Consider the following 23,062-nt stretch of genomic DNA (forward strand, 5'->3'; position numbering starts at 1 on the left):
GAGCCGCCATGCGTATCGGACTGTTCGTCCCCTGCTACGTCGACGCCTTCGAGCCCGAGGTCGGCATCGCCACCCTGGAGCTGCTGGAGCGCTTCGGCCTCGACGTGGAATACCCCTACGACCAGACCTGCTGCGGCCAGCCGATGACCAATACCGGCTGCCATCAAGAGGCGGCCGCCACCGAGGCGCTCTTCGTCAAGAACTTCTCCGGCTTCGACTACGTGGTCGCCCCGTCCGGCTCCTGCGTGCATCAGGTGCGCGAGCACCTCACCGCGATCCCACAGACCGAGGAGGTGAAGCGCGTCCGCGAGAGTACCTACGAGCTGGTCGAGTTCCTGCACGACGTGCTGAAGGTCGAGGCGCTGCCCTGGGCGCGATTTCCCCACAAAGTCGCCTACCACGCCAACTGCAACGCGCTGCGCGGCATCGGGCACGCCCGTCCGTCGGAGCTGAACCTGCCCTACTTCTCCAAGCCCCTGAACCTCCTGCAGAAGGTCGAGGGCGTGGAGCTGGTCAACCTCGCCCGGCCCGACGAGTGCTGCGGCTTCGGCGGCACCTTCTCGGTCTTCGAGCCGGCGGTCTCGGCCAAGATGGGCTACGACAAGGTGGCCGACCAGAAGCGGGCCGGGGCCGACTACGTGGTCTCGGCCGATTCCTCCTGCCTGATGCACCAGAAGGGCTGCGCCGAGCGCCTCGGCCTGCCGCTCAAGTACATCCACATCGCCCAGGTGCTGAACGGAGCCGCCGCATGAGCGAGGAGCTTCACCCCCGGGAAGCCGAGGGGATCGTCAATCCCGTCGTGCGCGCGCCCGACGACGAGAGCGAGCGCGGCCAGGATGGGCGCCGCCTCGACCATGCCGAGGGCACCTCGAAGCCCATCAAGGCGCCAGCCCAGCGCGAGCCCCAGCCCCGCGGAGCCAAGATCCGCGGCGACCGGCCGATCGACCAGGGCGAGGCCGCCGAGCGCTTCCTCGCCGCACCGCTCCACGCCGCCGCCCACGACGAGCGCCTGTGGGACCTGCGCCGCAAGCGCGACACGGCCGCCCACGGCATCCCCGAGTGGGAGGAGCTGCGGGAACTCGCCTCGCAGATCAAGCAGCACACGCTCTCGAACCTCGACACCTACCTCGAGCAGTTCGAGGCGGCGGCGAGGGCCAACGGCGTCCACGTGCACTGGGCGCGGGACGGGGCCGACCACAACCGCATCGTGCTCGGCATCCTGCGCGACCACGGCGCCAGGACGCTGGTGAAGTCGAAGTCGATGCTCACCGAGGAGTGCGGCTTCCGGCACTTCATGGAGGGCGAGGGCGTCGAGATCATCGAGACCGATCTCGGCGAGCGCATCCAGCAGCTCGACAACGAGGAGCCGAGCCACGTCGTGGTGCCGGCCGCCCACAAGACCCGCTTCGACGTGGCCGAGGTCTTCGCCCGCACGCTCGGCACCGACCCGGACAACGACGACGCCCACTACCTCGCCGAGAGCCAGCGCGAGACCACGCGGCCCTACATCCTGAACGCCGACGCGGGGCTGACCGGCTGCAACTTCGCGGTGGCCGAGACCGGCACGGTCGTCACCTGCACCAACGAGGGCAATGCCGACCTCTCGGGCAACGTGCCGAAGCTCCAGATCCACTCGATCGGCATCGAGAAGCTGATCCCGCGCGTCGAGCATCTGGGCGTGTTCCTGCGCATCCTCGCCCGCTCGGCGCTCGGCTCGCCCATCACCCAGTACACCTCGCATTTCCGCGGGCCCCGGGCCGGCACCGAGATGCACTACGTGCTGGTCGACAACGGCCGCGCTGCCCGGCTCGGCATGGAGGAGTTCTGGACCTCGCTCAAATGCATCCGCTGCGGCGCCTGCATGAACACCTGCCCGGTCTACCGGCGCTCGGGCGGACTCTCCTACGGGGCGACCTACGCGGGCCCGATCGGGCTCATCATCGACCCGACCTTCAACAAGCGGAAATACTCGACCCTGCCGTTCTCCTCGACCATGAACGGCTCCTGCACCAACGTCTGCCCGGTGAAGATCAACATCCACGAGCAGATCTTCGCCTGGCGCAAGGTGCTGGCCGAGGAGCACCAGATCCCGATGCTCAAGCAGGGCATGATGAAGGCTGCCGGCGCCGTGCTCTCCCGGCCCGCGGCCTACCGGGCGGCGATCGGCGCGGCGGATTCGGCGCTCAAGGTGCTGCCGCGCTTCGCCGTCTACAACCCGCTCAACACCTGGGGGAAGAAGCGCGAGATGCCGGACGCCCCGCGCCAGAGCTTCCACGCCTGGTACAGAGAGAACCGCATGAAGGGCGGCGCCAAATGAGCGCGCGCGACGCGATCCTCGCCGAGATCCGGAAGAACCGGCCGGCGGGCGAGCACCCGCTGCCCGCGGTGCCGCTGTTCACGCCGCTCGTCGGCGACGACCTCGTGGCCGAGTTCGGCGAGCGCCTGAAGCGCATGGGCGGGCGCATCGCCGAGCCCGGCGCGGACGACGTCTTCGCGGGCGTGCGCGAGCGGCTGGACGGGGCGCGGGTCGTGGCCTCCGCGGTGCCGGAGCTCGCCGGCAACCGCGATCTCACGGCGGTCGCCCGCCCGCGGGACGTGGACGACGTCGATGTGGCGGTGGTGCGCGCCGTGTTCGGCATCGCCGAGACGGGCTCGGTTCTGTTCACGCAAGACCAGCTCGTCGTGAACGCGGTGGCCTACCTCGCCCAGCACCTCGTGGTGCTGCTCGATCCGGCCGATATCCTGCCCAACGTCCAGGCCGCCTATCTGCGGCCGGAATTCGGGCAGGCCGCCTACGCGGTGCTCCATACGGGGCCGTCCGCCACCGCCGACATCGAGGGCGTGCTGATCCACGGCGCGCAGGGCGTGCGCTCGCTCACCGTGATCCTGTGCCCGCGCGGCGGGGCCGCCGCGCGGGGCTGAGGCCTCAGGGCGTGCCGGCCAGCGCGTCGGCCGCCTTGGGGTCGAGCTTGTGCAGGCGCCGCGCGAGGTTCGTCGGCCCGTTGCAGATCGTGACGAGGCGCCAGACGATCGACCAGCCGTCCTGCACGGTCGTCTGCGTGTAGGACTGCGTTCCGGGAACCGGTACCCGCTGGCCGTTGGCGTCGGCCAGGTAGTACTGCCAGACGTTGTAGGGATTGGGCGCCTCGCTCGTGAAGGTCTGCGACAGCATGTATGACCCGGCGGGATACTGGATGCCGGACCGGCCGACGAACGGGGCCGGATGGTTGTACTTAAAGCTGCTGATGATCTGCTCGCCGCCGGAATCCACGCTGGTATAATAGAACGGCGCGACCGTCTGGAAGAGATACTGGATGATTTCCGCGACGGTGTTGCCGCCGACCTTGCTGAGATCGACCTGGGTACTGTAGAAAATCCCGACTACGCTGAAGTTGACAGCCATTGGCATCCTCCCGATCAGGCAAGCACGGCCGCTCGCGCCGACGGGCTGCCGGCCGGGTGCGACGTCACAGTTCAGATTCGAATCAGATGGCTTGCGGGAAGACCTTGCGGGCTCGACCGAGCGATCGCAACCTAGAAAATACAAAACCTACTTGAACGATATATCGCACCTCAGTTGCGGCGGCGCGAACCGGACGCGCGGCGGGCGCGTTCGCAGCGAGGCCCGCTCCTTGCAAGCCGTTCCCGGCCAGAGCCCTCAAGGAAACCTGATGCGCTACACCCTCGGTTGCAGCCTGTCCTACAACATCCTCTCGGACACCACCTTCATCTTCAACCTGGAGGTGGCGAAGCTGAAGAGCGTCGAGATCCTGAGCGAGAGCCTCGTGCTGACGCCGGCCCTGAAGCGCGACATCTACGTCACGCCCGATCTCCAGAACCGCTATCTCGGCGTCAACGTGCCGGTGGGGCCGTTCGCGCTGGAATACAACGCCGAGGTCGATCTCACCTTGCACCGGGCCGACCCGGCCACGATCAACGAGACGCCGGTCTCGGCGCTGCCCCTCGACATCCTGCCCTTCCTGTTGCCGAGCCGCTTCGTCTCCTCGGACCGGCTGACACCTTTCGCGCAAGCGGAGTTCTCGGCGCTGCCCAAGGGCCACCAGCGCGTCAACGCGATCTGCAACTGGATCCACGACCACATCGCCTACGTGCCGGGCGCCAGCGATCAGGAGACCACCGCGCACGAGAGTTTGCTCAAGCGTGCGGGTGTCTGCCGCGACTTCGCGCATCTCGGCGCCGCCTTCTGCCGGGCGCTCGGCATCCCGGCCCGCTTCGTGAGCTGCTACGCCCACGGACTCGTGCCGAGTGACTTCCACGCGGTGTTCGAGGCCTATCTCGACGGGCGCTGGTGGCTGTTCGACGCGACCCGCCAAGCCGACCTCGACGGGCTGGTGCGCATCGGCGTCGGGCGGGACGCGGCCGAGATCGCCTTCTCGACGCCCTTCGGCAACATGCAGCCGGTCAACCAGCAGATCCGCATCCAGCGCTCCGACGGCCAGGGCAGCCCGGTGCCGCGCACGATCGACGCGATCTCGACGGAGGTGCCGGCCCCGCACGCGGGCGCTGCCTGAAGGCGGCTGCAATTCCGGGTGCCGGCTCGCCTGCCCCTGCGGGCGGGACCGGTGCAGGGGAGCGCGGGCATCGAGGGACTGCCACGCCGGATGAGTGGCGTCCGGACCTCAGCCCCGGCCGACCTGCTCCAGGCTCAGCGCCCAGACCCGCTCCTGCACCCCTGTGTCCCGGCTCTCCGACGAGGAGGGCACCGCCCGGCAGCGCGCGAAGTAGCGTCCGCTCACGCCCTCGACCTCCGGGCTCACCGCAAGGTGCAGCGAGGTTTGGGCGCCCGCCTCGGGCGTCGAGAGGAAGGGCCGGATCAGTCCCCAGCCGAAGCCTAGGACGCCGCCCGTGTTGCGGGCGAAGCCGGACCGGATAACGCCGGGATGCAGCGCGTTCACGGTGATCGGACGGCCCGCGAGCCGGCGGGCGAGCGCGTAGGTGAACAGCACATTGCCGAGCTTGGCCTGCGCGTAGGCGCGAATCGCGCCGTAGCGCCGCGTGCCCTCGATGTCGTCGAAGTCGATATGGCCGCGCTCGTGCGCCCGCGAGGCGACGTTGACGATGCGGGCGGCGGCACCCGCGCGCCCGGAGGCGGCCAGCAGGTCGAGCAGTTCGAGGGTGAGCAGCACGTAGCCGAGATGATCGAGCGCCCAGGTGCGCTCGATCCCGTCCACCGTCTCCTCGCGCCTGTCGAAGATCGCGCCAGCGTTGTTCACCAGCACGTCGAGCCGGTCGTGCGAGCGAGCGACATCGGCCGCGAGCCGGCGGATCTCGGCCTGGCTCGACAGGTCGGCCTGCCGGGCCTCGAGGCGGCCCTCAGGCAGGGCGGCGCGGATGCGGGCCTCCGCGTCCCGGAGGCGCCCGGCATCGCGCCCGACCAGCACGAGCGCGGCGCCCGCGCGGGCTAGCCCGAGCGCCGTCTCGTAGCCGATGCCGTTCGTCGCTCCCGTGACGAGGCAGGTCCGGCCGGCCAGGGACGTCACCTCAGAACACCGCCTGACCGATCGCGAAGGCGATGACCACGATCACGATCGCGACCAGCAGGAACAGGCCGAACAGGATGCGGGCGAGCGACCCGGCACCCGAGGCGATCCCCGTGAAGCCTAGAGCACCCGCGACCAGCGAGATCACGAAGCAGATGAGGGCCCATTTAAGAAGGGTCATGGAACTCGACTCCGGGGAAGGGAACCGAGCAACAATGCGGGGCCAGGGCGACCGTTCCGCCGGAACTGCGGCCCGACCGGCATTTGTTCCCAGGGACCTGATGCCTGGCGCGGGCGCCCGCAGCAAGATTCCCGAAAGCCTGCTTCGTGAGCGGCCGTTTACCTGAACACAGGTTCAGATTTTCGCGTTAACCTCCAAGAGGATCCCGGCGGACCATAGTCCATTACATCGAAGGACAAACACCGGCACAGACAAACAGCCGGGGAGGCAGCAAGTCATGATCAACACTTCTCTTCAGCACTTCTGCAACCATGCCAAGAGCGCCGGCCAGATCACGGAGGCCGACCTGCGCCGCCTGATGCGCGACGTCCTGCCCGACGGGATCGGCAGCCGCGAGGAGGCCGACATGCTGATCGCCCTGGAGCGCGCGGTGCCGGCGGAGCCCGCCTTCGGCGACTACCTGATCGCGGCGGTCGTCGATTTCGCGGTCTGGGGCGAGCGCCCGACCGGGCGCATCGAGCGCGAGACCGCCGTCTGGCTCGCCGGATCGCTCTCCGGCCGCAGCGGCCCGACCCCGGTCGCCGCCCGCATCGCCGTCGAGATCGTGCGCGAGGCTCAGTCCAGCGCCGAGAACCTGATGGCCTTCGCGCTGGCCGCCAACAGCTGGTCGCGCCAGCCCGGCGAGGCGCGCCGCCCGAGCTTCGCGCTGGCCGCCTGAGCGGGCGCATCTGGCATCCCAGGCAACCGCACAAAGCACAGCTTCCGTCCGCTGCACATCTGCTTTATCGGGGAATCCGACCGGGCTCCAGAACCCGGATCATCTCCCAGGGAAGCAACGGTCCGAGCGGCGCATGTTCGACAAGATTTTGATCGCCAACCGAGGTGAGATCGCCTGCCGCGTCATCAAGACGGCGCGCCGGATGGGCATCAAGACCGTGGCGGTCTACTCGGACGCCGACCGCGATGCCGTCCACGTCGCGATGGCCGACGAGGCGGTGCATATCGGGCCGGCACCGGCCGCGCAGTCCTACCTCGTGATCGAGAAGATCGTGGAGGCCTGCAAGAAGACGGGCGCGCAGGCCGTGCACCCGGGCTACGGCTTCCTCTCGGAGCGCGAGGCCTTCCCGAAGGCGCTGGCCGAGGCCGGCATCGTCTTCATCGGCCCGAACCCGGGCGCCATCGCGGCGATGGGCGACAAGATCGAGTCCAAGAAGGCGGCGGCGGCCGCCCAGGTCTCGACGGTCCCCGGCTACCTCGGCGTGATCGACAGCCCGGAGCACGCGGTCAAGATCGCCGACGAGATCGGCTATCCCGTCATGATCAAGGCCTCGGCCGGCGGCGGCGGCAAGGGCATGCGCATCGCCCACTCGGCCGACGAGGTCGCGGAGGGCTTCGCCCGCGCCAAGTCCGAGGCCTCGTCCTCCTTCGGCGACGACCGGGTGTTCGTGGAGAAGTTCATCACCGACCCGCGCCACATCGAGATCCAGGTGATCGGCGACAAGCACGGCAACGTGATCTACCTGGGCGAGCGCGAGTGCTCGATCCAGCGCCGCAACCAGAAGGTCATCGAGGAGGCGCCCTCACCGCTGCTCGACGCGGAGACCCGCGCCAAGATGGGCGAGCAGGCGGTCGCGCTCGCCAAGGCGGTGAACTACGACTCCGCCGGCACCGTCGAGTTCGTCGCCGGCCAGGACAAGTCCTTCTACTTCCTGGAGATGAACACGCGCCTCCAAGTGGAGCATCCCGTCACCGAGATGATCACCGGCCTCGACCTCGTCGAGCTGATGATCCGGGTGGCGGCGGGCGAGAAGCTGCCGCTGAGCCAGGACCAGGTGAAGCTCGACGGCTGGGCGGTCGAGAGCCGCGTCTACGCCGAGGACCCGACCCGCAACTTCCTGCCCTCGATCGGCCGGCTCACCACCTACCTGCCGCCCGAGGAGGGCCGCCAGGGCCACGCCATCGTGCGCAACGACACGGGCGTGGAGGAGGGCGGCGAGATCGCGATCCACTACGACCCAATGATCGCCAAGCTGGTGACCTGGGCGCCGACGCGCCTCGAGGCGATCGAGGCGCAGGCCGAGGCGCTCGACGCCTTCGCGATCGACGGCATCCGCCACAACATCCCGTTCCTGGCGGCCCTGATGGCGCATCCGCGCTGGCGTGAGGGGCAGCTCTCGACGGGCTTCATCGCCGAGGAGTTCCCGGAAGGGTTCCAGGCCCCTGAGCCCGCGGGCGAGGTCGCCCGCCGGATGATGGCGGCCGCTGCCGCCATCGACCACCAGCTCAACCAGCGCAAGCGCGGCATCTCGGGTCAGATGCGCGATCCCGCGCTCCTGAAGTTCGAGCGCGACCGGGTGGTGATCCTCTCCGGCCAGTCCTATCCCGTGACGGTCGATCCGCACGAGGACGGGGTCGTGGTGACGGAGGAGGACGGCGCCGCCCATCTGGTGGCGAGCGACTGGCGCCCCGGCGAGCCGGTCTGGACCGGGACGATCGGCGCCCAGCGCACGGCGATCCAGGTGCGGAGCCTGCTCAACGGCGTCGCGCTCCAGCACGCCGGCTGCGCCGCCGAGGCCCGGGTCTACACCCGGCGCGAGGCGGAACTCGCCGCCCTGATGCCGGTGAAGGAGCAGGCGGGCTCGGGCAAGCAGGTGCTCTGCCCGATGCCGGGCCTCGTCAAGCAGATCCTGGTCAAGGAAGGCCAGGAGGTGAAGAACGGCGAGCCGATCGCCGTGGTCGAGGCGATGAAGATGGAGAACGTGCTGCGCGCCGAGCGCGACGCCACGGTCTCGAAGATCCACGCCAAGGAGGGCGACAGCCTCGCGGTCGACGCGGTGATCCTCGAATTCGCCTGACGCCGCCCGACCGGTGAACGCCACCTTCAACGAGCAGACCAAGCTCCTGGCCACCGCGATCAACAACGTCGCGGTGGCCTTCGTCATCCTGGGCGTCGTGACGCCGCTCACCGCGGTGAACTTCGGCGTGGAGAGCGCGCCGCCGAACCCCTGGATGGCGTTCTTCGCCGCGATTTGGTTTTGCAGCGGCGGGAACCTACATCTTCTGGCGAGACGCGCATCGCGGAGCCTGAAGCCATGAACGCGGGCGAGATCTTCGTCACCTTCGTGATTTCGGCCGTCGTCCTGGCCGTGGCGTACGCAGCAGTCCTCGCCAACGAGCGCGCGGCGCACCGCCGCGACAGCCATCCCGGCGAGTAGGGTCACGGCCGGCCCTCCCCCCAATGCCCCTCTACTTCGCCTACGGCGCCAACATGGACGCCGCCGCCATGGCCCTGCGCTGCCCGGCCTCGCGCCTCGTCGGCCAAGCGGAGCTGCGCCGCCACCGCTTCATCATCATGCGCGAGGGCTACGCCTCGGTGGTGCGCGATCCCGGCCGCTCGGTCTGGGGCGTGCTCTGGGAGCTGGCGCTCGCCGACGTGCCGGCGCTCGATCGCTACGAGGGCGTCTCAGGCGGGCTCTACGTGAAGGCCTACCAGCCGGTCGCGGCGGCGGGCGGCGTTAAGCGGGCGCTGATCTATCTCGGCCGCAGCGCGACGCCCGGCGTGCCGCGGCCGGGCTATCTGGAGGCGGTCGCGGCCGCGGCCGGCGCCGCGCAGCTGCCTGCGAGCCATATCCGCGAGATCCGGGGCTGGCAGCGCGGGGCCCCCGCGTAGGAATCGGCGCGCAGGTCAGGCATCCCCGCGCCGCTCGCGCGCCTCGGCCCAGGCGCGGTCGCGCGCCTCCTGCGCCTCGCGCAAGGCTGCGCGCTCGGCGGCCTCTGTGGCGAGGTCCGCGCGCCGCGCCCGGGCGGCGTCGGCAGCCTTGCGCTTCCGGTGGGCTTCGGTCTTCGCCTTCTGGGCCAGGATCTCGTCGAGGCCGATCGGGTCGGCGCGCAGCGGCGCCTTCTCCCAGGGCGGCGGCCGCCGCTGCGGGCCCCGGGGTGCGTCTCGGGGCGGCGGGCCGCCCCCGGTCAGCCGCAGCGCCTCGGCGAGGCTCAGGCCGGACGCCGCCGCGATCCGGGCCGCCGCGGCGGCGCCCGCCGCGCGCTCGCCCGCGGTCGCGCCGCGCTCCATCATGGCGCGGCACTTGACGAACTTGGCGAAGCGCTCGCGGTCGAAGCCGCCCGTACGGCTCATGGTGTCGTACAGCTCACGGGCCCGTATAGCCGAGCGCCCCGGCCGCGGTGCTCAGCCGCGCGAAGGAGGTCGCGTAGCGCTCGCGCAGCGGGAGGCCCGCCTCCGGCAGGTCCCGGTCGGGCGCGAGGTTGTCCTCGTTGTCGGACATCTTGACGAGGATCGCCATGAGGTCGCCGCTCGCGATCACCCCGTCGATCCGCTCCGGATAGGGGACCGGCACTGCGGGCTTGGTCAGGACCCGCACCGCCGCGATCACCGCCTCCGGGAAACCCGACGCCCGCAGATCCGCGGCTTGGCGGGGCGTGTCCTCCAGAACGTCGTGGAGGAGGGCCACCTGCATCACCAGCTGCGGATCGATGTCGAGGCGGTCGACGCTGCGGGCGTGGCCGGCCCGGGCGAGGGCGCGGTTGGCGACCCGCTCCAGGTGCCGGATATAGGGCTGGCCGCGCTTGTCGAGCTGGCCCGCATGGGCGAGCGCGGCGAAGCTGTGCGCCTCGTAGATCGTCGGCATGGTCCCAGGCGTCCGGACCGGCGCGGGAGCCGGCCTTCCTGCGCGGGAGACTAGCAGATGCGGGCAGCCGGAACGATCCGTCGGGCTGCCGCAGAGGTCGTGCGTCTGTAGCCCGCCTCAGGGCACGAACAGCCCGGCATCGACTAGGTCGGCCCGCACGCCGGCGAGTTCGACCGTGCCGCCGCCCGACAGTGTCAGCACCGCGTTGCCGGTCTGGCCCGCGAGCCGCGTCCGACCGGGCTGTCGCGCTGCGTACGCCGCCCTACAAAGCCCGCCGGAACGACGGAAGGATCCGGATGGCCTCGACCGCGGCGGCGCACGCCCCACACCAGACCCAGCCCCCCACATCCCGGCTCGGCCGCAAGGCCGTGGCCGCCGTGGTGCTGGGCAACGCGCTCGAATTCTACGACTTCACCGTCTACGCCTTCTTCGCCAAGGCGATCGGCGAGGCCTTCTTCCCGGCCGACGACCCGAGCCACAGCCTGCTCGCCTCGCTCGCCCTGTTCGGGGCCGGCTACGTGATGCGGCCGATCGGCGGCGTGCTGATCGGTGCCTTCGCCGACCGGGCCGGACGCAAGCCCGCCATGCTGATCACCATCGGGCTGATGGCGCTCGGCATGCTGATGCTGGCCGCCTGCCCGACCTACGCGCAGATCGGCGGATGGGCCCACGTCATCGTGATCGCCGGCCGGCTGATCCAGGGCCTGGCGCTCGGCGGCGAGGTCGGCCCCGCCACCGCCTTCCTGCTGGAGGCCGCGCCCCCGCGCCACCGCGGCTTCGTGGCGAGCTGGCAGATCGCCAGCCAGGGCTGCGCCGCCCTGTTCGCCGGGCTCGTCGCCACGGGACTCGCCCTCGCGGTCGGCGACGGCGCCATGGCCGCCTGGGGCTGGCGCCTGATGTTCGGCCTCGGCCTCGCGGTGATCCCGGTGGGCCTCGTCATCCGCAGCCACCTGCCGGAGACGGCGGGCGAGGGGCGGGATCCGGCGGCCGCCTCCAGCACCCTCGGCGTGGTGCGCCGCCTCCTCGCCGACCACGGCCGGCTCCTCGGCCTGACCTTCCTGGTGATCGCGGCCTCGACCGTGTCGAATGCGGTCGGCACCAACATGCCGGTCTACGCGGGCGCGACGCTCGGGCTGACCGAGACCGCGTCGAGCGCGGTGCCGATCGCGCTGGGCCTCGCCTCGGTGCTGTTCCCGCTCGCGGGCGGCTTCCTGGCGGACCGGGTCGGACGGCGCCCGGTCATGGTCTGGCCTCGCGCCGCGATCCTCATGCTCGCCGTGCCGGCCTTCTGGTGGATGGTCCGCGAGGGCACGGCCGCGAGCGTCTACGCCGTGACCTTCCTGCTCTCCGCCCTCTCCTCGATCAACGCGGCGGCGATCATCGTGGGCATCCCCGAATCGCTTCCGCGGGCGGTGCGCAGCGCCGGGCTTTCGATCGTCTACGCCCTCTCGGTCTCGGTCTTCGGCGGCAGCACGAACTACGTCATCAACTGGCTGATCGCCGCCAGCGGCGACCGGCTGGCCCCGGCCTACTACCTCGCTGCCTTCAGCGTGGTCGGCACGCTGGCCGCCCTGATGCTCCCCGAGACGCGCGGGCGCGACCTCGACGCGGACGAGGAGGCCACCTGAGGGGCGGCCGCCGGCTTCCCGTGTTTCGCGGTATTTCGGCCGCCACGAGACGGCCCAGGATGGTCGCGATAAGCAGGCATTGCCATCGTGCGAGGGCCGGCCCCTGTCTCGTGACCTGCTGCGGCGGATCCTGATCTCCGCCTCCCTGTATCTCCTCGTCGCCGCCACCGTGATGGCCGCCTCCTTCGTGCTCGACCGGCTGGAGCCGGACGCGGACGGCGCCGTGGCGGAGCTGGACGGGTCCGATCCGGGCGCCGAGATCCTGACGACCTCCGCCGGGCCCTGGGCGGCGACGCGCTGAGGCCGGCTCGGCGGCAGGCCCGCGCGCGGGCCCGGCATCCGCGCTATAAGGGGCGCATGGACAACGTCATCCGCCCGACCTTCGGCCAGCGCGCCCCAGCTCCCGCTGCGCGGTCCGAGCCGCCCGCCGCGGCCCACCCGCTGCGCCTGCTCGGCCAGGCCGGCGGCTACCGCGTCGGGCTGGTGGAGGACGCGGAGGGCCCGGAAGGGCCGGTGCTCAGGGTCGTGCTCGGGCCCGAGACGGCCGCCGAGGTCGAGGCGATCGCCGTGATGCCGCTGACGCCGGAGGGCGCCGTCGACGCCGAGATGGTCGGCATGGCCGTGCTGCGCACCCTCGAGATCGTGGGTGAGGGCGGCCCCGGCATCGCCTGACGGAGCAGGCCCCGCCGGACCGGCACGCCGAACTCGAGGCCCCGGCGGCGCATTGATCGGGCGTAGACGTCCGGAGGACACCGAACCGTGGGCCTGATCTTCGCCTTGCTCCTCATCCTGCCGCCGCTCGGGGTCGCCGTCCTCGACCTGCTCCGCATGCGCCGGTCGCAGCCGCTCTGACGGCCCGGTGGCCTGCCGGCCCGCCTTCGCGTAGGCGGGGGTGCCGGCGGAGCCGCCGGACCGATCGGGACAGAGGCAGGAGACAGGCATGAGCAGCGACCTCGACGCGCCCCGGGGCGGCCAGGACGACGCGCCAGATGAGGCGCTGGACGAGGGCTCGCGCCTCCACGCGAAGATCGCCGCGCTGGAGATCGTGCTGGGCGTGCTGATCGGACGGCTCTCCGAGGAGAACCCCGAGATCCGCGAGGACGTGAAGCGCGACGTCTCCGTGCTGCTGGCGGACATGGCCGGCGGCTCGGAGAGCGAGGAGATGATCGTCGCCGAGGTCCGGCGCGCGACGGACGTGCTCACCGGCGTGGCGATCGGCTGATCGTCCGGGACCGGGCGGCCGGCCCGGCGGGGCGCTACCCATAGGCCGCGAGCGCGCGCACGCCGCCGGGCTCGGCCACCTCCAGCCCGGCCTCGACATACTCGTTGAGCTTGTTGCGCAGCGTCCGGATCGAGATGCCGAGGATCCTGGCCGCGTGGGTGCGATTGCCGAGGCAGTGGTCGAGGGTGTCGAGGATGAGGTCGCGCTCGACCTCCGCCACGGTGCGGCCGACGAGGCCGCGGGTGGCAGCCTCCGCGGCTTGCGCGGCCTGCGCCGCCCGGGTGGCCGGGCCGTCGGCCGGGCCGATCGCCTCGCCCTCGGGCGTCAGGATCGCCTCCGGCCCGATCTCGGCCCCGCTGGCGAGCAGCACCGCCCGGTGCAGGGCGTTCTCCAGCTCGCGCACGTTGCCGCGCCAGGGATTGCGGGTGACGAGGGTGCGCGCCTCCGCCGAGAGCGGGCGCGGTGGCAGACCGTTCACGGCCGCGTACTTCTTGGCGAAGTGGGCGGCGAGTTCGAGGATGTCGGCCGGGCGCTCGCGCAGCGCCGGCAGGCGCAGGTGCACCACGTTGAGGCGGTAGAACAGGTCCTCCCGGAACGTGCCCCTGCGGACCTCCTCGGCGAGATTGCGGTTCGAGGTGGCCAGCACCCGGATGTCGACCTTGACCGGGGCCGTGCCGCCGACCCGGTCGATCACCCGCTCCTGCAGGGCGCGCAAGAGCTTCGACTGTAGGCGGACATCCATCTCGGAGATCTCGTCGAGGAGCAGCGTGCCGCCGTTGGCCTCCTCGAAGCGGCCGATGCGGCGCGCCACCGCCCCCGTGAAGGCGCCCTTCTCGTGGCCGAACAGCTCGGATTCGAGGAGCGCCTCGGGGATCGCCGCGCAGTTGACCGAGACGAAGGGTCTCGAGGCCCGGTGCGACTTCTGGTGGACGTGGCGGGCCAGCACCTCCTTGCCGGTGCCGCTCTCGCCGGTGATCAGGACCGAGGCCTCGGAGCGGGCGACCTGGTCGGCGAGCCGCACCACGCGCTCCATCGCGGGGTCGCGCCAGACGAAGGCGCGGCCATCGGCCGTGACCGCCTCCAAGACGGCCGCGATCAGCTCCGGGTCGGGGGGAAGCGGGATGTATTCCTGGGCGCCCGCCTGGATGGCGGCGACCGCCGCGCGCGCGTCCGCGGCGACGCCGCAGGCGATCACGGGCGTGCGGATGCGCTCGACCTCCAGCGCGCCGACGAGCGCGCGGATGTCGAGGCCGACATCGATCATGATGAGGTCGGCGCCGCGCGCCCGCAGCACGGTCAGCCCCTGGGGCACGCCGTCCGCCTGGGTCACGGCGGCGCCGCGCTGCATGGCGATCTTCGAGGCGGTGACGAGCTCGCCGTTGAGCCGTCCGATCATCAGGAGCCGCATCGGGCACCTCCCATCCTGTCGTCACCCGGCCGCGCGGCCGGGCGGGAATGCCAAGGGACTCAGTTCTCGCTCTTCACGATCTCGGTCATCGTCACGCCGAGGCGGTCCTCGACCAGCACGACCTCGCCGCGGGCGACGAGGCGGTTGTTGACGAAGATGTCGATCGCCTCGCCGACCTTGCGGTCGAGTTCCAGCACGGTGCCGGGGCCGAGCCGCAGCAGGTCGCCGATCGGCATGCGGGAATTGCCGAGCACGGCCGAGACCATCACGGGCACGTCGAAGAGCTGTTCGAGGTCGGCGGCGCTCTTCGGGCTCGTCGGCGCCTCGCGGATCGAGTCGGCGTCGAGGCCGGCATCGTGCTCGCCGAGCTGGGGCAGGCTGAAATCGTCGGACATCACGGGCTCGGGGGTTCGGGCGGGAAGTCGGGTTCGGGTGCGGGCACGGATTCGGGTGCGAGGAGGCCGATGCCGAGCGCCTGGGTGATCGCGGCCTCGATGCGGGCGCGCTCGCGCACGACGCCGCCGTCCGCCCACTCGATGCGGGCGTCGCCGAGCGCGAGGTCGGGCTCGCCCAGCACCACGAGCCGGCCCTCGAAGCCGCGCTCACGGGCGAGCCGCCGCAGCAGGGCCTCGGTCTCCTCGACGAGGCTGTCGTGGACCCGCACCGCGAGATGGGGCACGCCGCGCAGGTGCTGGAGCGCGCCGCGCGCCGCCTCGGCGATCACCGCGAGCGGCCGCGCGTCGAGCGCCTCGCCGGCCACGCGGCGCGCCAGCAGCACCGCCACCTCGACGGCCTGGGCCTCGCGCTCGGCCTCGCGCGCGTCGGCCTGGGCCATCAGCCCGGCGACGGAGAGCGCGAGCCGGTTCATCGCGTCGGCCAGCCGCGCCTGGAGCTGTCCCTGCGCCTCGGCGCGGCCCTCGGCCCGGCCGCCCTCGAGGCCGCGCGCGTAGGCGTCGGCGGCGGCGCGCTCGGCGGCCTCGGCGGCGGCGCGCGCCGAGGCCTCGGCCGCGGGGTCCGTCCGCGGCTTGCGGAAGTCGGTGTCGAACAGGAAGGGGCGGGCGTTCAATAGACCAGCTCCTCCTCGGCGTTGCCCTTGGCGATCATGATCTCGCCCTTCTCGGCGAGTTCCTTGGCGATCTCCGTCATCTTGCCCTGCGCCTCATCGACCTCCTTGAGGCGGATGGGCCCGAGCGAGGTCATCTCGTCGTCGAGGTTCTTGGCGGCGCGCGTCGACATCTGGCTCATGAAGAAGCCGCGCACCCGCTCGTTGGCGCCCTTGAGCGCCCGGCACAGCGTGTCGCTGTCGACCTTGCGCATCAGGGTCTGCACGCTGCCGGGGTCGAGCTTCAGCAGGTCCTCGAAGGTGAACATCAATTCGCGGATGCGCTTGGCCGAGCCGCGGTTGGCCTGGTCGAGGGCGGCGAGGAAGCGGCCTTCCGTCTGCCGGTCGAAGGCGTTGAAGACGTCGGCCATCATCTCGTGGGCGTCGCGGCGCGCGGTCTGGGCGATGGTCGAGACGAACTCGACGCGCAGCGTCTCCTCGATGTGGCGCAGCGCCTCCTTCTGCACCGTCTCCATCCGCAGCATCCGGTTGAGCACGTCGATGGCGAACTCCTCCGGCAGGATGGTCAGCACCTTGGCGGCGTAGTCCGAGCGCACCTTCGAGAGCACGACGGCGACCGTCTGCGGGTACTCGTTGCGCAGGAAGGAGGCGAGGATCTCAGGGTCCACCTGGGCGATCGAGGCCCAGACGCGCTTGCCGGAGGCGCCCTTGATCTCGGCCATGATCGCCGAGACCTGGTCGCTGGGGAAGATCTTCAGGAGCAGCGCCTCGGTGCGCTCGAAGTTCGAGGAGATGCCGCCGCTGTTGGACAGGCGCGAGACGAAGTCGATGATCAGCTTCTCGACCACCTCGGACTCGAGCGAGCCGAGCTGCACCATCGCGTGGCTGACCTTCTTGACCTCGTCCTCATCCAGGCGCTGCCAGATCGGCGCGCCCTCGGTCTCGCCGAGGAGCAGCAGCATCGCGGCCGCGCGCTGGACGCCGGGCATGGTGGAGAAGGCGTCCCCGCTCCCACCGCCCGCCGCCGCCAGCAGAGGCCCAATCGGTCCCGCTCCCGCCGCCATCGCCCGTCCGCTCCCTCAAGCTCTCTCGATCAGGTCCCGATCGATCCCGATCACGTCTCATGGATCCAGTTGCGCAGCACCTCGGCGGTCTCGCTCGGGCTCTGCCGGACCATGTCGACCACCCGCTGCACCGTCTCGGCCTGGATCTGCCCGTTGATCTTGGCGAACTCCATCAGCTGCGCGGTCGGGCTGTCGGACGCCAGCGCCAGGGTCGCCCCGCCCGCGACCGCCACGGCGGCACCCTCAGGCCCGGCGAGCGCTGCGGCCTCGGTCGGATCGTCCCCGGCGAGCACCCGGCGGAGCAGCGGGCGCACCACCGCGAGCAGCACCACCAGGGTCAGCAGCGCCAGCACGCCGAGCTCCGTGAGGCGCATCACGTCCTCCTTGGTGGGCGCCAGGAGCGACTGCATCAGGCCGGGCTCAGCGAAGTCCGGCACGGCCGGCCCCTCGGCGAAGCGCAGGTTCACCACCTCGATCTGGTCGCCGCGCGCCTTGTCGAAGCCGATCGCGCTGCGCACCAGCGCGGCGATGCGCTCGATCTCGGCGGGGCTGCGGGCGGCGTAGACCGGCTTGCCGTCCGGCCCCGGCGCGTAGGCGCCGTCGACCGCGACCGCGACCGAGAGGCGCTTGATCCGGCCGCCCTCGACGATCTCCGTCTTGGTGACGCGGGAGATCTCGTAGTTCGTGGTCTCCTCGTTCTTGTTCGTGGAGTCCTTCTGCGTGGCCGGCCTGTCCTGCTGGTTGGCGCCGGGCAATTCGTTGCCGACCGTGACCTGCCCGTCCGGTCCCCCCGTCAGCGAGGTTTCGGTGCGGGTCTGGCTGGAGCGCACCACGCGGCTCTCGGGGTCGAAGGTCTCCGAGCGGCTCTCGATCCGGTTCGTGTCGAGCTGCGCGGAGACCTGCACGCGGGTCCGGTCCGGCCCGACGATGCCCGCCACGATCTCCTCGATCTGGCGGCGCAGGCGCCGCTCCAGCGCGACCTGGCGCTCCTCGAAGGCCGCGCCGGGCTCGGCCTCGCCGCCGCGGGCCCCATCGGCGAGCAGCCGTCCGCGCTCGTCCACGATCGAGACTCGCTCGGGCTTCAGGCCCTCGACTGCGGAGGCCGCGAGATGGCGTACCGCCCGGACCTGGCCGGGATCGAGGTCGCCCATCAGCTTCAGCACGATCGCGGCGGAGGGCGCCTCGCGGTCGCGCTCGAACAGCCGCCGCTCGGGCAGGACGAGATGGACGCGCGCCGCCTGGACGCGGCCGATCGAGCGGATCGAGCGGGCGAGCTCGCCCTCCAGCGCCCGCAGGTGGTTCACGTTCTGCACGAAGTTGGTGGACGAGAAGGCGTCGCCCTTGTCGAAGATCTCGTAGCCGACGCCGGGCTGGGCCGGCAGGCCCTTGCCGGCGAGGTCCATGCGCAGGCGCGCGAGGTCGCCGCGCGGGGCCATGATGGTCTGGCCGGCATCTCCTCGCGTCTCGTAGCGGATGCCGCGGGCGTCGAGATCGCGCACCACCGCGGCCGAATCCTGCATCGAGAGGTCGGCGAAGAGCACGCCCATGTCGGGCCGCGAGACCCGCATGATGATGAAGGCGAAGAAGCCGACCAGCGTCAGCGTCACCGCGCCCATGGCGGCGAGCCGGGCCGGTCCGAGCTTCTGGATCAGATCGAAGACCGGCTTCACGACCGCGACGCACCCGCGAGAGAACAACTCGTGGCCGGCCCGCTCGCCGGGCCGCCCCGGCAAGATTTGCCGGGTTCGTGGTTAGCAGGTGGTTAATGGCGGCGCGGTCGGCCGGAACGCACGAAGCCGCGCCCCTCTGGGACGCGGCTCCGGGAACCTCACTCGACCGGCCTGTCGCGGCCGCTCAGGCCTCGTTCAGTGGCGGTAGTGCTGGATGCGCGTCGTGCGCAGGCCGGCTAGGCCGTGCTGGTCGATGGAGAACTGCCAGCTCAGGAACTCCTCGGTGGTGAGGGTGTAGCGCTTGCACGCCTCCTCCAGGCTGAGGAGTCCGCCGCGCACCGCCGCGACGACCTCGGCCTTGCGGCGGATCACCCAGCGGCGGGTCGAGGGCGGGGGGAGATCGGCGATGGTCAGGGGGCTGCCATCGGGCCCGATCACATACTTGACCCTCGGGCGGTTCGGTTCGGTCATGATACGCTCTACAACTCGACTGACCTTGTCGAGATCGAAGCTACTTGCGCCCGCTTAAGAGATGTTGAAGCGGACCGATCGGGTTTGATTCGCCTGGGACAAGAATCGCGCGCCGGCCCGGCGCATCGGGACTAGCCCGTTGGGCGCGCGCGCTTTCCGGCGCCGACGCCCTCAGCCCGACGTTGTGGAAAACCCGACACTCGTCACGCTGGACAGGGGCACCCGGTTGTTGCCGATGACGAGCACCGGCTCGCTGCCCGAGAGATCGACCTCGTCGACCTTGCCGCTCACGCCGGTCTTCACGCTCACCTGCGTGCCCGTCGCGTCCTGGGCCGCGATCTTCAGGGTGTAGGTGCCCTCGGGCTGCGAGATCCCGGCGGCGTTCTTGCCGTTCCAGGTATAGCCCTGGCTGCCCTGAGTGAGCGACAGGGACTGGGTGCCGACCGTGTTGCCCTTGGCGTCGAGGATCGTGACGGTCGCCTTCGGGGCGGCGCGGTCGGTCGTGAGGGTCCAGGTCGCGGCACCGCCCTTCAGGTCGGCGGTCGCGCCCGTGGCCTCGACGGTCTGGCCGATATAGCTCGTGGCCGAAGCGGTGCTCGCCGCCTTGCTGCTGGTGAGGATGCTCTCCAGGCGGTCGTTCGTCTTGAGCTGCTGCTCGACGCCCGCGAACTGCACCAGCTGCTGCGTGAACTGGTTGGTGTCCATCGGGTCGAGCGGGTTCTGGTTCTTGAGCTGCGTGGTCAGGAGCGTCAGGAACTGGGTGAAGTTGCCCGCGATCTCCTGGGCGCTCGTGCCCGAGCCGGTCTTGGAGGTCGTGGTGGCGGTGCCGACGGCGGCCGCGATGCCCGATGCCATTCTGGTCTCTCCTGCCGGTATCCGGTGGTGCCCGAGCGGACGGTCCGCGGGCGCGAAAATCGTTGTCTTGTCGGGCCTTACGGTCCGATCGTCGTGCGGCCTCTCCGGGGCCGGCCGACATCTCGCGCAACGGGTTCAAAACCGGCCGCAAGCATCGGCCGTGTCTCGACGATCCGGCAATTGGGGGGCCGCATCGCGCTAGATCCGGATATCGAGGCCGCCGAGCCCACCGAGGCCGTGCAGCATCCGCAGCGGCGCCTCGGCGGCGCGCTCCGTCTCCGGCATCCAGGCGCTGCGAGGGGCGCGGCCGTCCCGCCCGCCGGTCTGGTCGCCCGTCCGGCCATCGGACTGCCCGTCGCCGCGCAGCGAGAGGCTGATGCCGCCCTCCTGCGCGTCGAGCCCGGCCTGGGACAGGGCCTGCTGCAGGCTGTTCGCGTCGCGCTGGAGCATGGCCAGGGTCTCGACCCGCTCGACCACCATGTGGGTCATCACGGTGCCGCGCTCCTTGTCGATCTCCAGCTTCACGTCGATGCGCCCGAGATCCAGCGGATCGAGCCGGATCTCGAACTGGCTCGATCCGGACAGCGCCCGCAGCCCGATCGTCATCGGCACCTGACCGATCGGCACCGGCGGCGTCGCGGGAACGGACGCGGCAGCGCTCCCGGCGGTGTGGGCCGCCGCGTGGGTCGGGGCCGTTTGGGCGATGCCCTGGGAGGCAGCCTGGGCTGAGACGTCGGCGAGGCCGTGACCGGGCCCTTGCCCAAGCATTTGTCCGGCCGGCTGCCCGGCCGCCGCGGCGCCGGGCTCGGCCACCACCCCGGCCAGGGCCGCGACGAGATCCGGTTTGGCAGCGGCCTCTTTCGCGGCGCCGGCATCGGCCGGCCCCGCGCTCGCCGCCTTGCCATCCTCGGCGCCCTGGATACCGCCTGTCGGATTATCCGGTATCCCGGGCGCGGCGGCCCGCTCCCCGAAGACATGCGGCTGCACGCTTTGCGGAGCCGGACCCTGGCCCTGCCCCGAAAGCTGCCCCGGGATCAGGGAGACCCCGGCCGCCTTCGCGACCGGCCCGCCCGACTGCGCCGCTGCCCCGGGCAGTCCGCCGGCCTGGAGCGCGGGAGCTCCAGCGCCCGCACCGGCGGGCGGGGGCGCGGCCGCGAGCAGCGCCAGGAACGCCGGAAGCGCTTGGGGCGCGGCCGGATCGGCCGGAGCCTCCTCTGTCTCTCCGTCCGCCTCGTCGGTCTTGCCGGCCACGGCTTCCGTCGCGGCCTCGGTGCTCGGCCGCGCCTGCACGGCGGTCGCGCCGGCCTGCACCGCCTGCGCCGCGGTCACCTCCTGCGGGACCTGCGCGGCGATCTGGCCGTTCTGGGCGGCGATATCCACGCCCACCGCCCCGGGGACCGGAGGCGTCTCCACCGGGTCGCCCAGCGGCACGGTCCCGGCCGGCATCGCCTCGGACTTGGTCGCATTCGGCTGGCCGGCAGCAGCCGCGGCAGAGATGTCCGCATCCGCATCGGCGCCGCCATCCGCCGCGGCGTCCGCGCGCTCGTCGGTCGCGGCATCCGCGCGCTTATCGTTCACGGGATCCGAGCGCCCGTCTGCGACCTGCGACCGCGCGGCCGCGTCGCTCCGGGCATCCGAGGCTTCGCGGCGCCCGTCGGCGCGGGCCGCCGGCTGGGCGGCCGCGTCCCGGCGAGCCGGCGCGGCGTCCTCGTCCCGCGGCGCGGGCCCGCGGCTCTGGGCATGGACGGTCGTGCCCGTCCGCCGGGCGTCCGCGGCCTGAGGCTCCCGCGCGCCGGCAGCATTCAGGATCCGATCGAACCCCTCCGCCGCAGCCCCGCGCGCCGCGCCGCGCGGGCTCGGGCGAGGGTACCCGCCCGGAACGCCATCCATCCGATCCGTGGTTGCGAACGCCATCGATGCCTGCTCCTCGAACACGGCTGCAGCAAGGCGCGAGCCACGCCGCGACGCATCGCAAGCCACTGACAAGACTATTTTTTTCAAACCCGGCGGTAGCGCGCGCAGCCGAACCGCCGGCCGTTGCTGCCGGGCGAGCGGCAGCTTTTGCCGAGCGGAGCGGGCGCCACCGGGCGGCCCGGGCCCGGCCACCGCCCTGGAAAGTGCCGCCGCCAGCCACTATAGAGGGCCGCGGGCGGCCATTCCCCGTTACCGTCTGTTCGCGCGGGGCCGCCGGATCCGGTCATGAACTCCCTCGACCTGCCCAAAGCCCCACACGAGACGCGCGTCGTCGTCGCCATGTCCGGCGGCGTCGATTCCTCCGTGGTCGCGGGGCTGCTGAAACGCGCGGGCTACGACGTGGTCGGCGTCACGCTCCAGCTCTACGATCACGGGGAGGCGACCCACCGCCGGGGGGCCTGCTGCGCCGGCCAGGATATCCACGACGCCCGCGCGGCCGCCGCCCATCTTGGCATCCCGCACTACGTGCTCGACTACGAGGACCGCTTCCGCGATGCGGTGATCGACCGCTTCGCCGAGAGCTATCTCGCCGGCGAGACGCCGATCCCCTGCGTCGAGTGCAACCGCTCGATCAAGTTCCGCGACCTGCTCGGCCTCGCCCGCGACCTCGACGCGGACGCGCTGGCCACCGGCCACTACGTGGCGAGCCGGCCGCTGCCGGAGGGGGGCCGCGGCCTCTACCGCGCCCTCGATCCGGCCCGCGACCAGAGCTACTTCCTGTACGCGACGACGCCCGAGCAGCTCGCCTATCTGCGCTTTCCGCTGGGCGAGCTGCCGAAGGACGAGACGCGGGCGCTCGCGCGGGAACTCGGCCTCGCGGTCGCCGAGAAGCCGGACAGCCAGGACATCTGCTTCGTGCCGCAGGGCCGCTACAGCGACGTGATCGCGCGGCTGCGCCCGGACGCGGCGCGCCCCGGCGAGGTGGTGGACCTGGAGGGCCGCGTCCTCGGCCGGCACGAGGGCATCATCCACTACACGGTCGGCCAGCGCCGCGGCCTGAAGCTCGCGGTGGGCGAGCCGCTCTACGTGGTGCGCCTGGAGCCCGACAGCGCCCGGGTCGTGGTGGGGCCCCGCAGCGCGCTCGCCACCAGCCGCATCCGGCTCGGGGACGTGAACTGGCTGGGCTCGCAGGCGCTCGCGGCCGTGGACGGCCTGCCCGTCGCGGTGCGGGTGCGCTCGACCCGCGAGCCGCGGCCAGCCACGCTCGCGTTCCGGGACGGCGCCCTCACGGTGGAGCTGGCCACGCCCGAGGACGGCGTCTCGCCGGGCCAGGCCTGCGTCATCTACGCCGACGAGGGTCCGCGCGCGCGGGTGCTCGGCGGCGGCACCATTGCCCGCGTCGACGCGTTGTCGGCGCGCCCGGCCCAAGCCGCCTGAATGCC

27 protein-coding genes are annotated in these 23,062 nt (G+C 71.6%); 14 read left to right on the forward strand and 13 right to left on the reverse strand.

Going from position 1 to position 23,062, the window contains the following annotated elements; all coding sequences use genetic code 11:
• The first annotated feature begins 8 nt into the window (after window positions 1-8).
• Genes DK427_RS15300 through DK427_RS15310 form a run of 3 tightly spaced genes read left to right on the forward strand, consistent with a single transcriptional unit; the run spans window position 9 to window position 2,922 of the window.
• Window positions 9-752 (forward strand): (Fe-S)-binding protein, encoded by a 744-nt coding sequence (locus DK427_RS15300; protein ID WP_109952016.1) that lies wholly within the window; start codon window positions 9-11, stop codon window positions 750-752.
• Window positions 749-2,317: a lactate utilization protein B gene (locus tag DK427_RS15305; RefSeq protein ID WP_109952017.1), complete on the forward strand. Its 1,569-nt coding sequence runs from the start codon at window positions 749-751 to the stop codon at window positions 2,315-2,317. Before DK427_RS15300 ends, DK427_RS15305 begins: the two co-directional genes overlap by 4 nt.
• Complete coding sequence (locus tag DK427_RS15310) at window positions 2,314-2,922, forward strand: LutC/YkgG family protein (protein WP_109952018.1); 609 nt, start codon at window positions 2,314-2,316, stop codon at window positions 2,920-2,922. Before DK427_RS15305 ends, DK427_RS15310 begins: the two co-directional genes overlap by 4 nt.
• A 4-nt stretch (window positions 2,923-2,926) precedes the next feature.
• Here the strand turns inward: DK427_RS15310 and DK427_RS15315 are convergent, their stop codons facing one another.
• Window positions 2,927-3,403: a hypothetical protein gene (locus DK427_RS15315; protein ID WP_109952019.1), complete on the reverse strand. Its 477-nt coding sequence runs from the start codon at window positions 3,401-3,403 to the stop codon at window positions 2,927-2,929.
• 268 nt (window positions 3,404-3,671) lie between these two features.
• Here DK427_RS15315 and DK427_RS15320 point away from each other — a divergent pair, with 268 nt between their 5' ends.
• Window positions 3,672-4,532, forward strand: a complete 861-nt coding sequence (locus DK427_RS15320; protein WP_109952020.1) for a transglutaminase-like domain-containing protein — start codon at window positions 3,672-3,674, stop codon at window positions 4,530-4,532.
• 108 nt (window positions 4,533-4,640) lie between these two features.
• Here the strand turns inward: DK427_RS15320 and DK427_RS15325 are convergent, their stop codons facing one another.
• Window positions 4,641-5,492, reverse strand: coding sequence for an SDR family NAD(P)-dependent oxidoreductase (locus tag DK427_RS15325; protein ID WP_109954190.1), 852 nt, complete (start codon window positions 5,490-5,492; stop codon window positions 4,641-4,643).
• Window positions 5,493-5,502: 10 nt separating this feature from the next.
• Window positions 5,503-5,682 carry a DUF1328 domain-containing protein gene (locus tag DK427_RS15330; protein WP_109952021.1) on the reverse strand — a complete coding sequence of 60 codons (180 nt, stop codon included), beginning with the start codon at window positions 5,680-5,682 and terminating at the stop codon, window positions 5,503-5,505.
• Window positions 5,683-5,959: 277 nt separating this feature from the next.
• Here DK427_RS15330 and DK427_RS15335 point away from each other — a divergent pair, with 277 nt between their 5' ends.
• From DK427_RS15335 to DK427_RS15350, 5 genes are all read left to right on the forward strand, one after another.
• Window positions 5,960-6,400, forward strand: a complete 441-nt coding sequence (locus tag DK427_RS15335; protein ID WP_109952022.1) for a hypothetical protein — start codon at window positions 5,960-5,962, stop codon at window positions 6,398-6,400.
• A gap of 133 nt (window positions 6,401-6,533) precedes the next feature.
• Window positions 6,534-8,537, forward strand: a complete 2,004-nt coding sequence (locus tag DK427_RS15340; protein ID WP_109952023.1) for an acetyl-CoA carboxylase biotin carboxylase subunit — start codon at window positions 6,534-6,536, stop codon at window positions 8,535-8,537.
• A gap of 13 nt (window positions 8,538-8,550) precedes the next feature.
• On the forward strand, window positions 8,551-8,778 hold the full coding sequence (locus DK427_RS15345; protein WP_109952024.1) for a hypothetical protein: 228 nt from the start codon (window positions 8,551-8,553) through the stop codon (window positions 8,776-8,778).
• Window positions 8,775-8,897, forward strand: a complete 123-nt coding sequence (locus DK427_RS27385; RefSeq protein WP_281276955.1) for a hypothetical protein — start codon at window positions 8,775-8,777, stop codon at window positions 8,895-8,897. The genes DK427_RS15345 and DK427_RS27385 overlap by 4 nt, the downstream gene beginning before the upstream one ends.
• A 23-nt stretch (window positions 8,898-8,920) precedes the next feature.
• Complete coding sequence (locus tag DK427_RS15350) at window positions 8,921-9,352, forward strand: gamma-glutamylcyclotransferase family protein (protein ID WP_109952025.1); 432 nt, start codon at window positions 8,921-8,923, stop codon at window positions 9,350-9,352.
• Between the two features lie 15 nt (window positions 9,353-9,367).
• Here the strand turns inward: DK427_RS15350 and DK427_RS15355 are convergent, their stop codons facing one another.
• Window positions 9,368-9,814: a hypothetical protein gene (locus DK427_RS15355; protein WP_109952026.1), complete on the reverse strand. Its 447-nt coding sequence runs from the start codon at window positions 9,812-9,814 to the stop codon at window positions 9,368-9,370.
• Window positions 9,815-9,827: 13 nt separating this feature from the next.
• Window positions 9,828-10,325, reverse strand: a complete 498-nt coding sequence (locus DK427_RS15360; RefSeq protein WP_109952027.1) for an HD domain-containing protein — start codon at window positions 10,323-10,325, stop codon at window positions 9,828-9,830.
• Between the two features lie 296 nt (window positions 10,326-10,621).
• Here DK427_RS15360 and DK427_RS15365 point away from each other — a divergent pair, with 296 nt between their 5' ends.
• The 4 genes from DK427_RS15365 to DK427_RS15380 all read left to right on the forward strand — a co-directional run bounded on the left by DK427_RS15365 (window position 10,622) and on the right by DK427_RS15380 (window position 13,175).
• On the forward strand, window positions 10,622-11,953 hold the full coding sequence (locus DK427_RS15365; protein ID WP_109952028.1) for an MFS transporter: 1,332 nt from the start codon (window positions 10,622-10,624) through the stop codon (window positions 11,951-11,953).
• A 79-nt stretch (window positions 11,954-12,032) separates the two neighbouring features.
• Window positions 12,033-12,254 carry a hypothetical protein gene (locus DK427_RS15370; protein ID WP_109952029.1) on the forward strand — a complete coding sequence of 74 codons (222 nt, stop codon included), beginning with the start codon at window positions 12,033-12,035 and terminating at the stop codon, window positions 12,252-12,254.
• 56 nt (window positions 12,255-12,310) lie between these two features.
• Window positions 12,311-12,625: a hypothetical protein gene (locus tag DK427_RS15375; RefSeq protein WP_109952030.1), complete on the forward strand. Its 315-nt coding sequence runs from the start codon at window positions 12,311-12,313 to the stop codon at window positions 12,623-12,625.
• A gap of 268 nt (window positions 12,626-12,893) precedes the next feature.
• The gene (locus tag DK427_RS15380; protein ID WP_109952031.1) at window positions 12,894-13,175 is read left to right on the forward strand and encodes a hypothetical protein; all 282 of its coding nucleotides are present in this window, start codon (window positions 12,894-12,896) and stop codon (window positions 13,173-13,175) included.
• Between the two features lie 34 nt (window positions 13,176-13,209).
• On the opposite strand, the gene flbD is transcribed toward DK427_RS15380, so the two are convergent.
• From flbD to DK427_RS26720, 8 genes are all read right to left on the reverse strand, one after another.
• Window positions 13,210-14,583, reverse strand: coding sequence for a sigma-54-dependent transcriptional regulator FlbD (flbD, locus tag DK427_RS15385; protein ID WP_109952032.1), 1,374 nt, complete (start codon window positions 14,581-14,583; stop codon window positions 13,210-13,212).
• Window positions 14,584-14,642: 59 nt separating this feature from the next.
• Complete coding sequence (gene fliN, locus DK427_RS15390) at window positions 14,643-14,978, reverse strand: flagellar motor switch protein FliN (protein WP_109952033.1); 336 nt, start codon at window positions 14,976-14,978, stop codon at window positions 14,643-14,645.
• A complete protein-coding gene (locus DK427_RS15395) occupies window positions 14,978-15,649 on the reverse strand; it encodes a FliH/SctL family protein (protein ID WP_109952034.1) in 672 nt (223 codons plus the stop codon). The genes fliN and DK427_RS15395 overlap by 1 nt, the downstream gene beginning before the upstream one ends.
• Window positions 15,646-16,635 carry a flagellar motor switch protein FliG gene (locus DK427_RS15400; RefSeq protein WP_245930580.1) on the reverse strand — a complete coding sequence of 330 codons (990 nt, stop codon included), beginning with the start codon at window positions 16,633-16,635 and terminating at the stop codon, window positions 15,646-15,648. The genes DK427_RS15395 and DK427_RS15400 overlap by 4 nt, the downstream gene beginning before the upstream one ends.
• Window positions 16,636-16,760: 125 nt before the next feature.
• A complete protein-coding gene (fliF, locus tag DK427_RS15405) occupies window positions 16,761-18,380 on the reverse strand; it encodes a flagellar basal-body MS-ring/collar protein FliF (protein ID WP_109954191.1) in 1,620 nt (539 codons plus the stop codon).
• Window positions 18,381-18,575: 195 nt separating this feature from the next.
• A complete protein-coding gene (gene sciP / locus DK427_RS15410; RefSeq protein WP_066928168.1) occupies window positions 18,576-18,851 on the reverse strand; it encodes a CtrA inhibitor SciP in 276 nt (91 codons plus the stop codon).
• A 171-nt stretch (window positions 18,852-19,022) separates the two neighbouring features.
• Window positions 19,023-19,706, reverse strand: coding sequence for a flagellar hook assembly protein FlgD (locus DK427_RS15415; RefSeq protein ID WP_109952036.1), 684 nt, complete (start codon window positions 19,704-19,706; stop codon window positions 19,023-19,025).
• A gap of 198 nt (window positions 19,707-19,904) precedes the next feature.
• Window positions 19,905-21,620, reverse strand: a complete 1,716-nt coding sequence (locus DK427_RS26720) for a flagellar hook-length control protein FliK (protein ID WP_109952037.1) — start codon at window positions 21,618-21,620, stop codon at window positions 19,905-19,907.
• A gap of 285 nt (window positions 21,621-21,905) precedes the next feature.
• Between DK427_RS26720 and mnmA the strand changes: the two genes are divergently transcribed.
• The gene (gene mnmA, locus DK427_RS15425) at window positions 21,906-23,057 is read left to right on the forward strand and encodes a tRNA 2-thiouridine(34) synthase MnmA (protein WP_109952038.1); all 1,152 of its coding nucleotides are present in this window, start codon (window positions 21,906-21,908) and stop codon (window positions 23,055-23,057) included.
• Window positions 23,058-23,062 lie beyond the last annotated feature (5 nt).

This window comes from Methylobacterium radiodurans (genome assembly GCF_003173735.1).
GTDB classification, from domain to species: Bacteria; Pseudomonadota; Alphaproteobacteria; order Rhizobiales; family Beijerinckiaceae; genus Methylobacterium; species Methylobacterium radiodurans.

Bases quoted from the DNA above. Each gene is read 5' to 3' on its own strand.
- DK427_RS15300 (WP_109952016.1), top strand. From the start codon at position 9: ATGCGTATCGGACTGTTCGTCCCCTGCTACGTCGACGCCTTCGAGCCC.
- DK427_RS15305 (WP_109952017.1), top strand. From the start codon at position 749: ATGAGCGAGGAGCTTCACCCCCGGGAAGCCGAGGGGATCGTCAATCCC.
- DK427_RS15310 (WP_109952018.1), top strand. From the start codon at position 2,314: ATGAGCGCGCGCGACGCGATCCTCGCCGAGATCCGGAAGAACCGGCCG.
- DK427_RS15315 (WP_109952019.1), bottom strand. From the start codon at position 3,403: ATGGCTGTCAACTTCAGCGTAGTCGGGATTTTCTACAGTACCCAGGTC.
- DK427_RS15320 (WP_109952020.1), top strand. From the start codon at position 3,672: ATGCGCTACACCCTCGGTTGCAGCCTGTCCTACAACATCCTCTCGGAC.
- DK427_RS15330 (WP_109952021.1), bottom strand. From the start codon at position 5,682: ATGACCCTTCTTAAATGGGCCCTCATCTGCTTCGTGATCTCGCTGGTC.
- DK427_RS15335 (WP_109952022.1), top strand. From the start codon at position 5,960: ATGATCAACACTTCTCTTCAGCACTTCTGCAACCATGCCAAGAGCGCC.
- DK427_RS15340 (WP_109952023.1), top strand. From the start codon at position 6,534: ATGTTCGACAAGATTTTGATCGCCAACCGAGGTGAGATCGCCTGCCGC.
- DK427_RS27385 (WP_281276955.1), top strand. From the start codon at position 8,775: ATGAACGCGGGCGAGATCTTCGTCACCTTCGTGATTTCGGCCGTCGTC.
- DK427_RS15350 (WP_109952025.1), top strand. From the start codon at position 8,921: ATGCCCCTCTACTTCGCCTACGGCGCCAACATGGACGCCGCCGCCATG.
- DK427_RS15355 (WP_109952026.1), bottom strand. From the start codon at position 9,814: ATGAGCCGTACGGGCGGCTTCGACCGCGAGCGCTTCGCCAAGTTCGTC.
- DK427_RS15360 (WP_109952027.1), bottom strand. From the start codon at position 10,325: ATGCCGACGATCTACGAGGCGCACAGCTTCGCCGCGCTCGCCCATGCG.
- DK427_RS15365 (WP_109952028.1), top strand. From the start codon at position 10,622: ATGGCCTCGACCGCGGCGGCGCACGCCCCACACCAGACCCAGCCCCCC.
- DK427_RS15375 (WP_109952030.1), top strand. From the start codon at position 12,311: ATGGACAACGTCATCCGCCCGACCTTCGGCCAGCGCGCCCCAGCTCCC.
- DK427_RS15380 (WP_109952031.1), top strand. From the start codon at position 12,894: ATGAGCAGCGACCTCGACGCGCCCCGGGGCGGCCAGGACGACGCGCCA.
- flbD (WP_109952032.1), bottom strand. From the start codon at position 14,583: ATGCGGCTCCTGATGATCGGACGGCTCAACGGCGAGCTCGTCACCGCC.
- fliN (WP_109952033.1), bottom strand. From the start codon at position 14,978: ATGTCCGACGATTTCAGCCTGCCCCAGCTCGGCGAGCACGATGCCGGC.
- DK427_RS15400 (WP_245930580.1), bottom strand. From the start codon at position 16,635: ATGCCCGGCGTCCAGCGCGCGGCCGCGATGCTGCTGCTCCTCGGCGAG.
- sciP (WP_066928168.1), bottom strand. From the start codon at position 18,851: ATGACCGAACCGAACCGCCCGAGGGTCAAGTATGTGATCGGGCCCGAT.
- DK427_RS15415 (WP_109952036.1), bottom strand. From the start codon at position 19,706: ATGGCATCGGGCATCGCGGCCGCCGTCGGCACCGCCACCACGACCTCC.
- DK427_RS26720 (WP_109952037.1), bottom strand. From the start codon at position 21,620: ATGGCGTTCGCAACCACGGATCGGATGGATGGCGTTCCGGGCGGGTAC.
- mnmA (WP_109952038.1), top strand. From the start codon at position 21,906: ATGAACTCCCTCGACCTGCCCAAAGCCCCACACGAGACGCGCGTCGTC.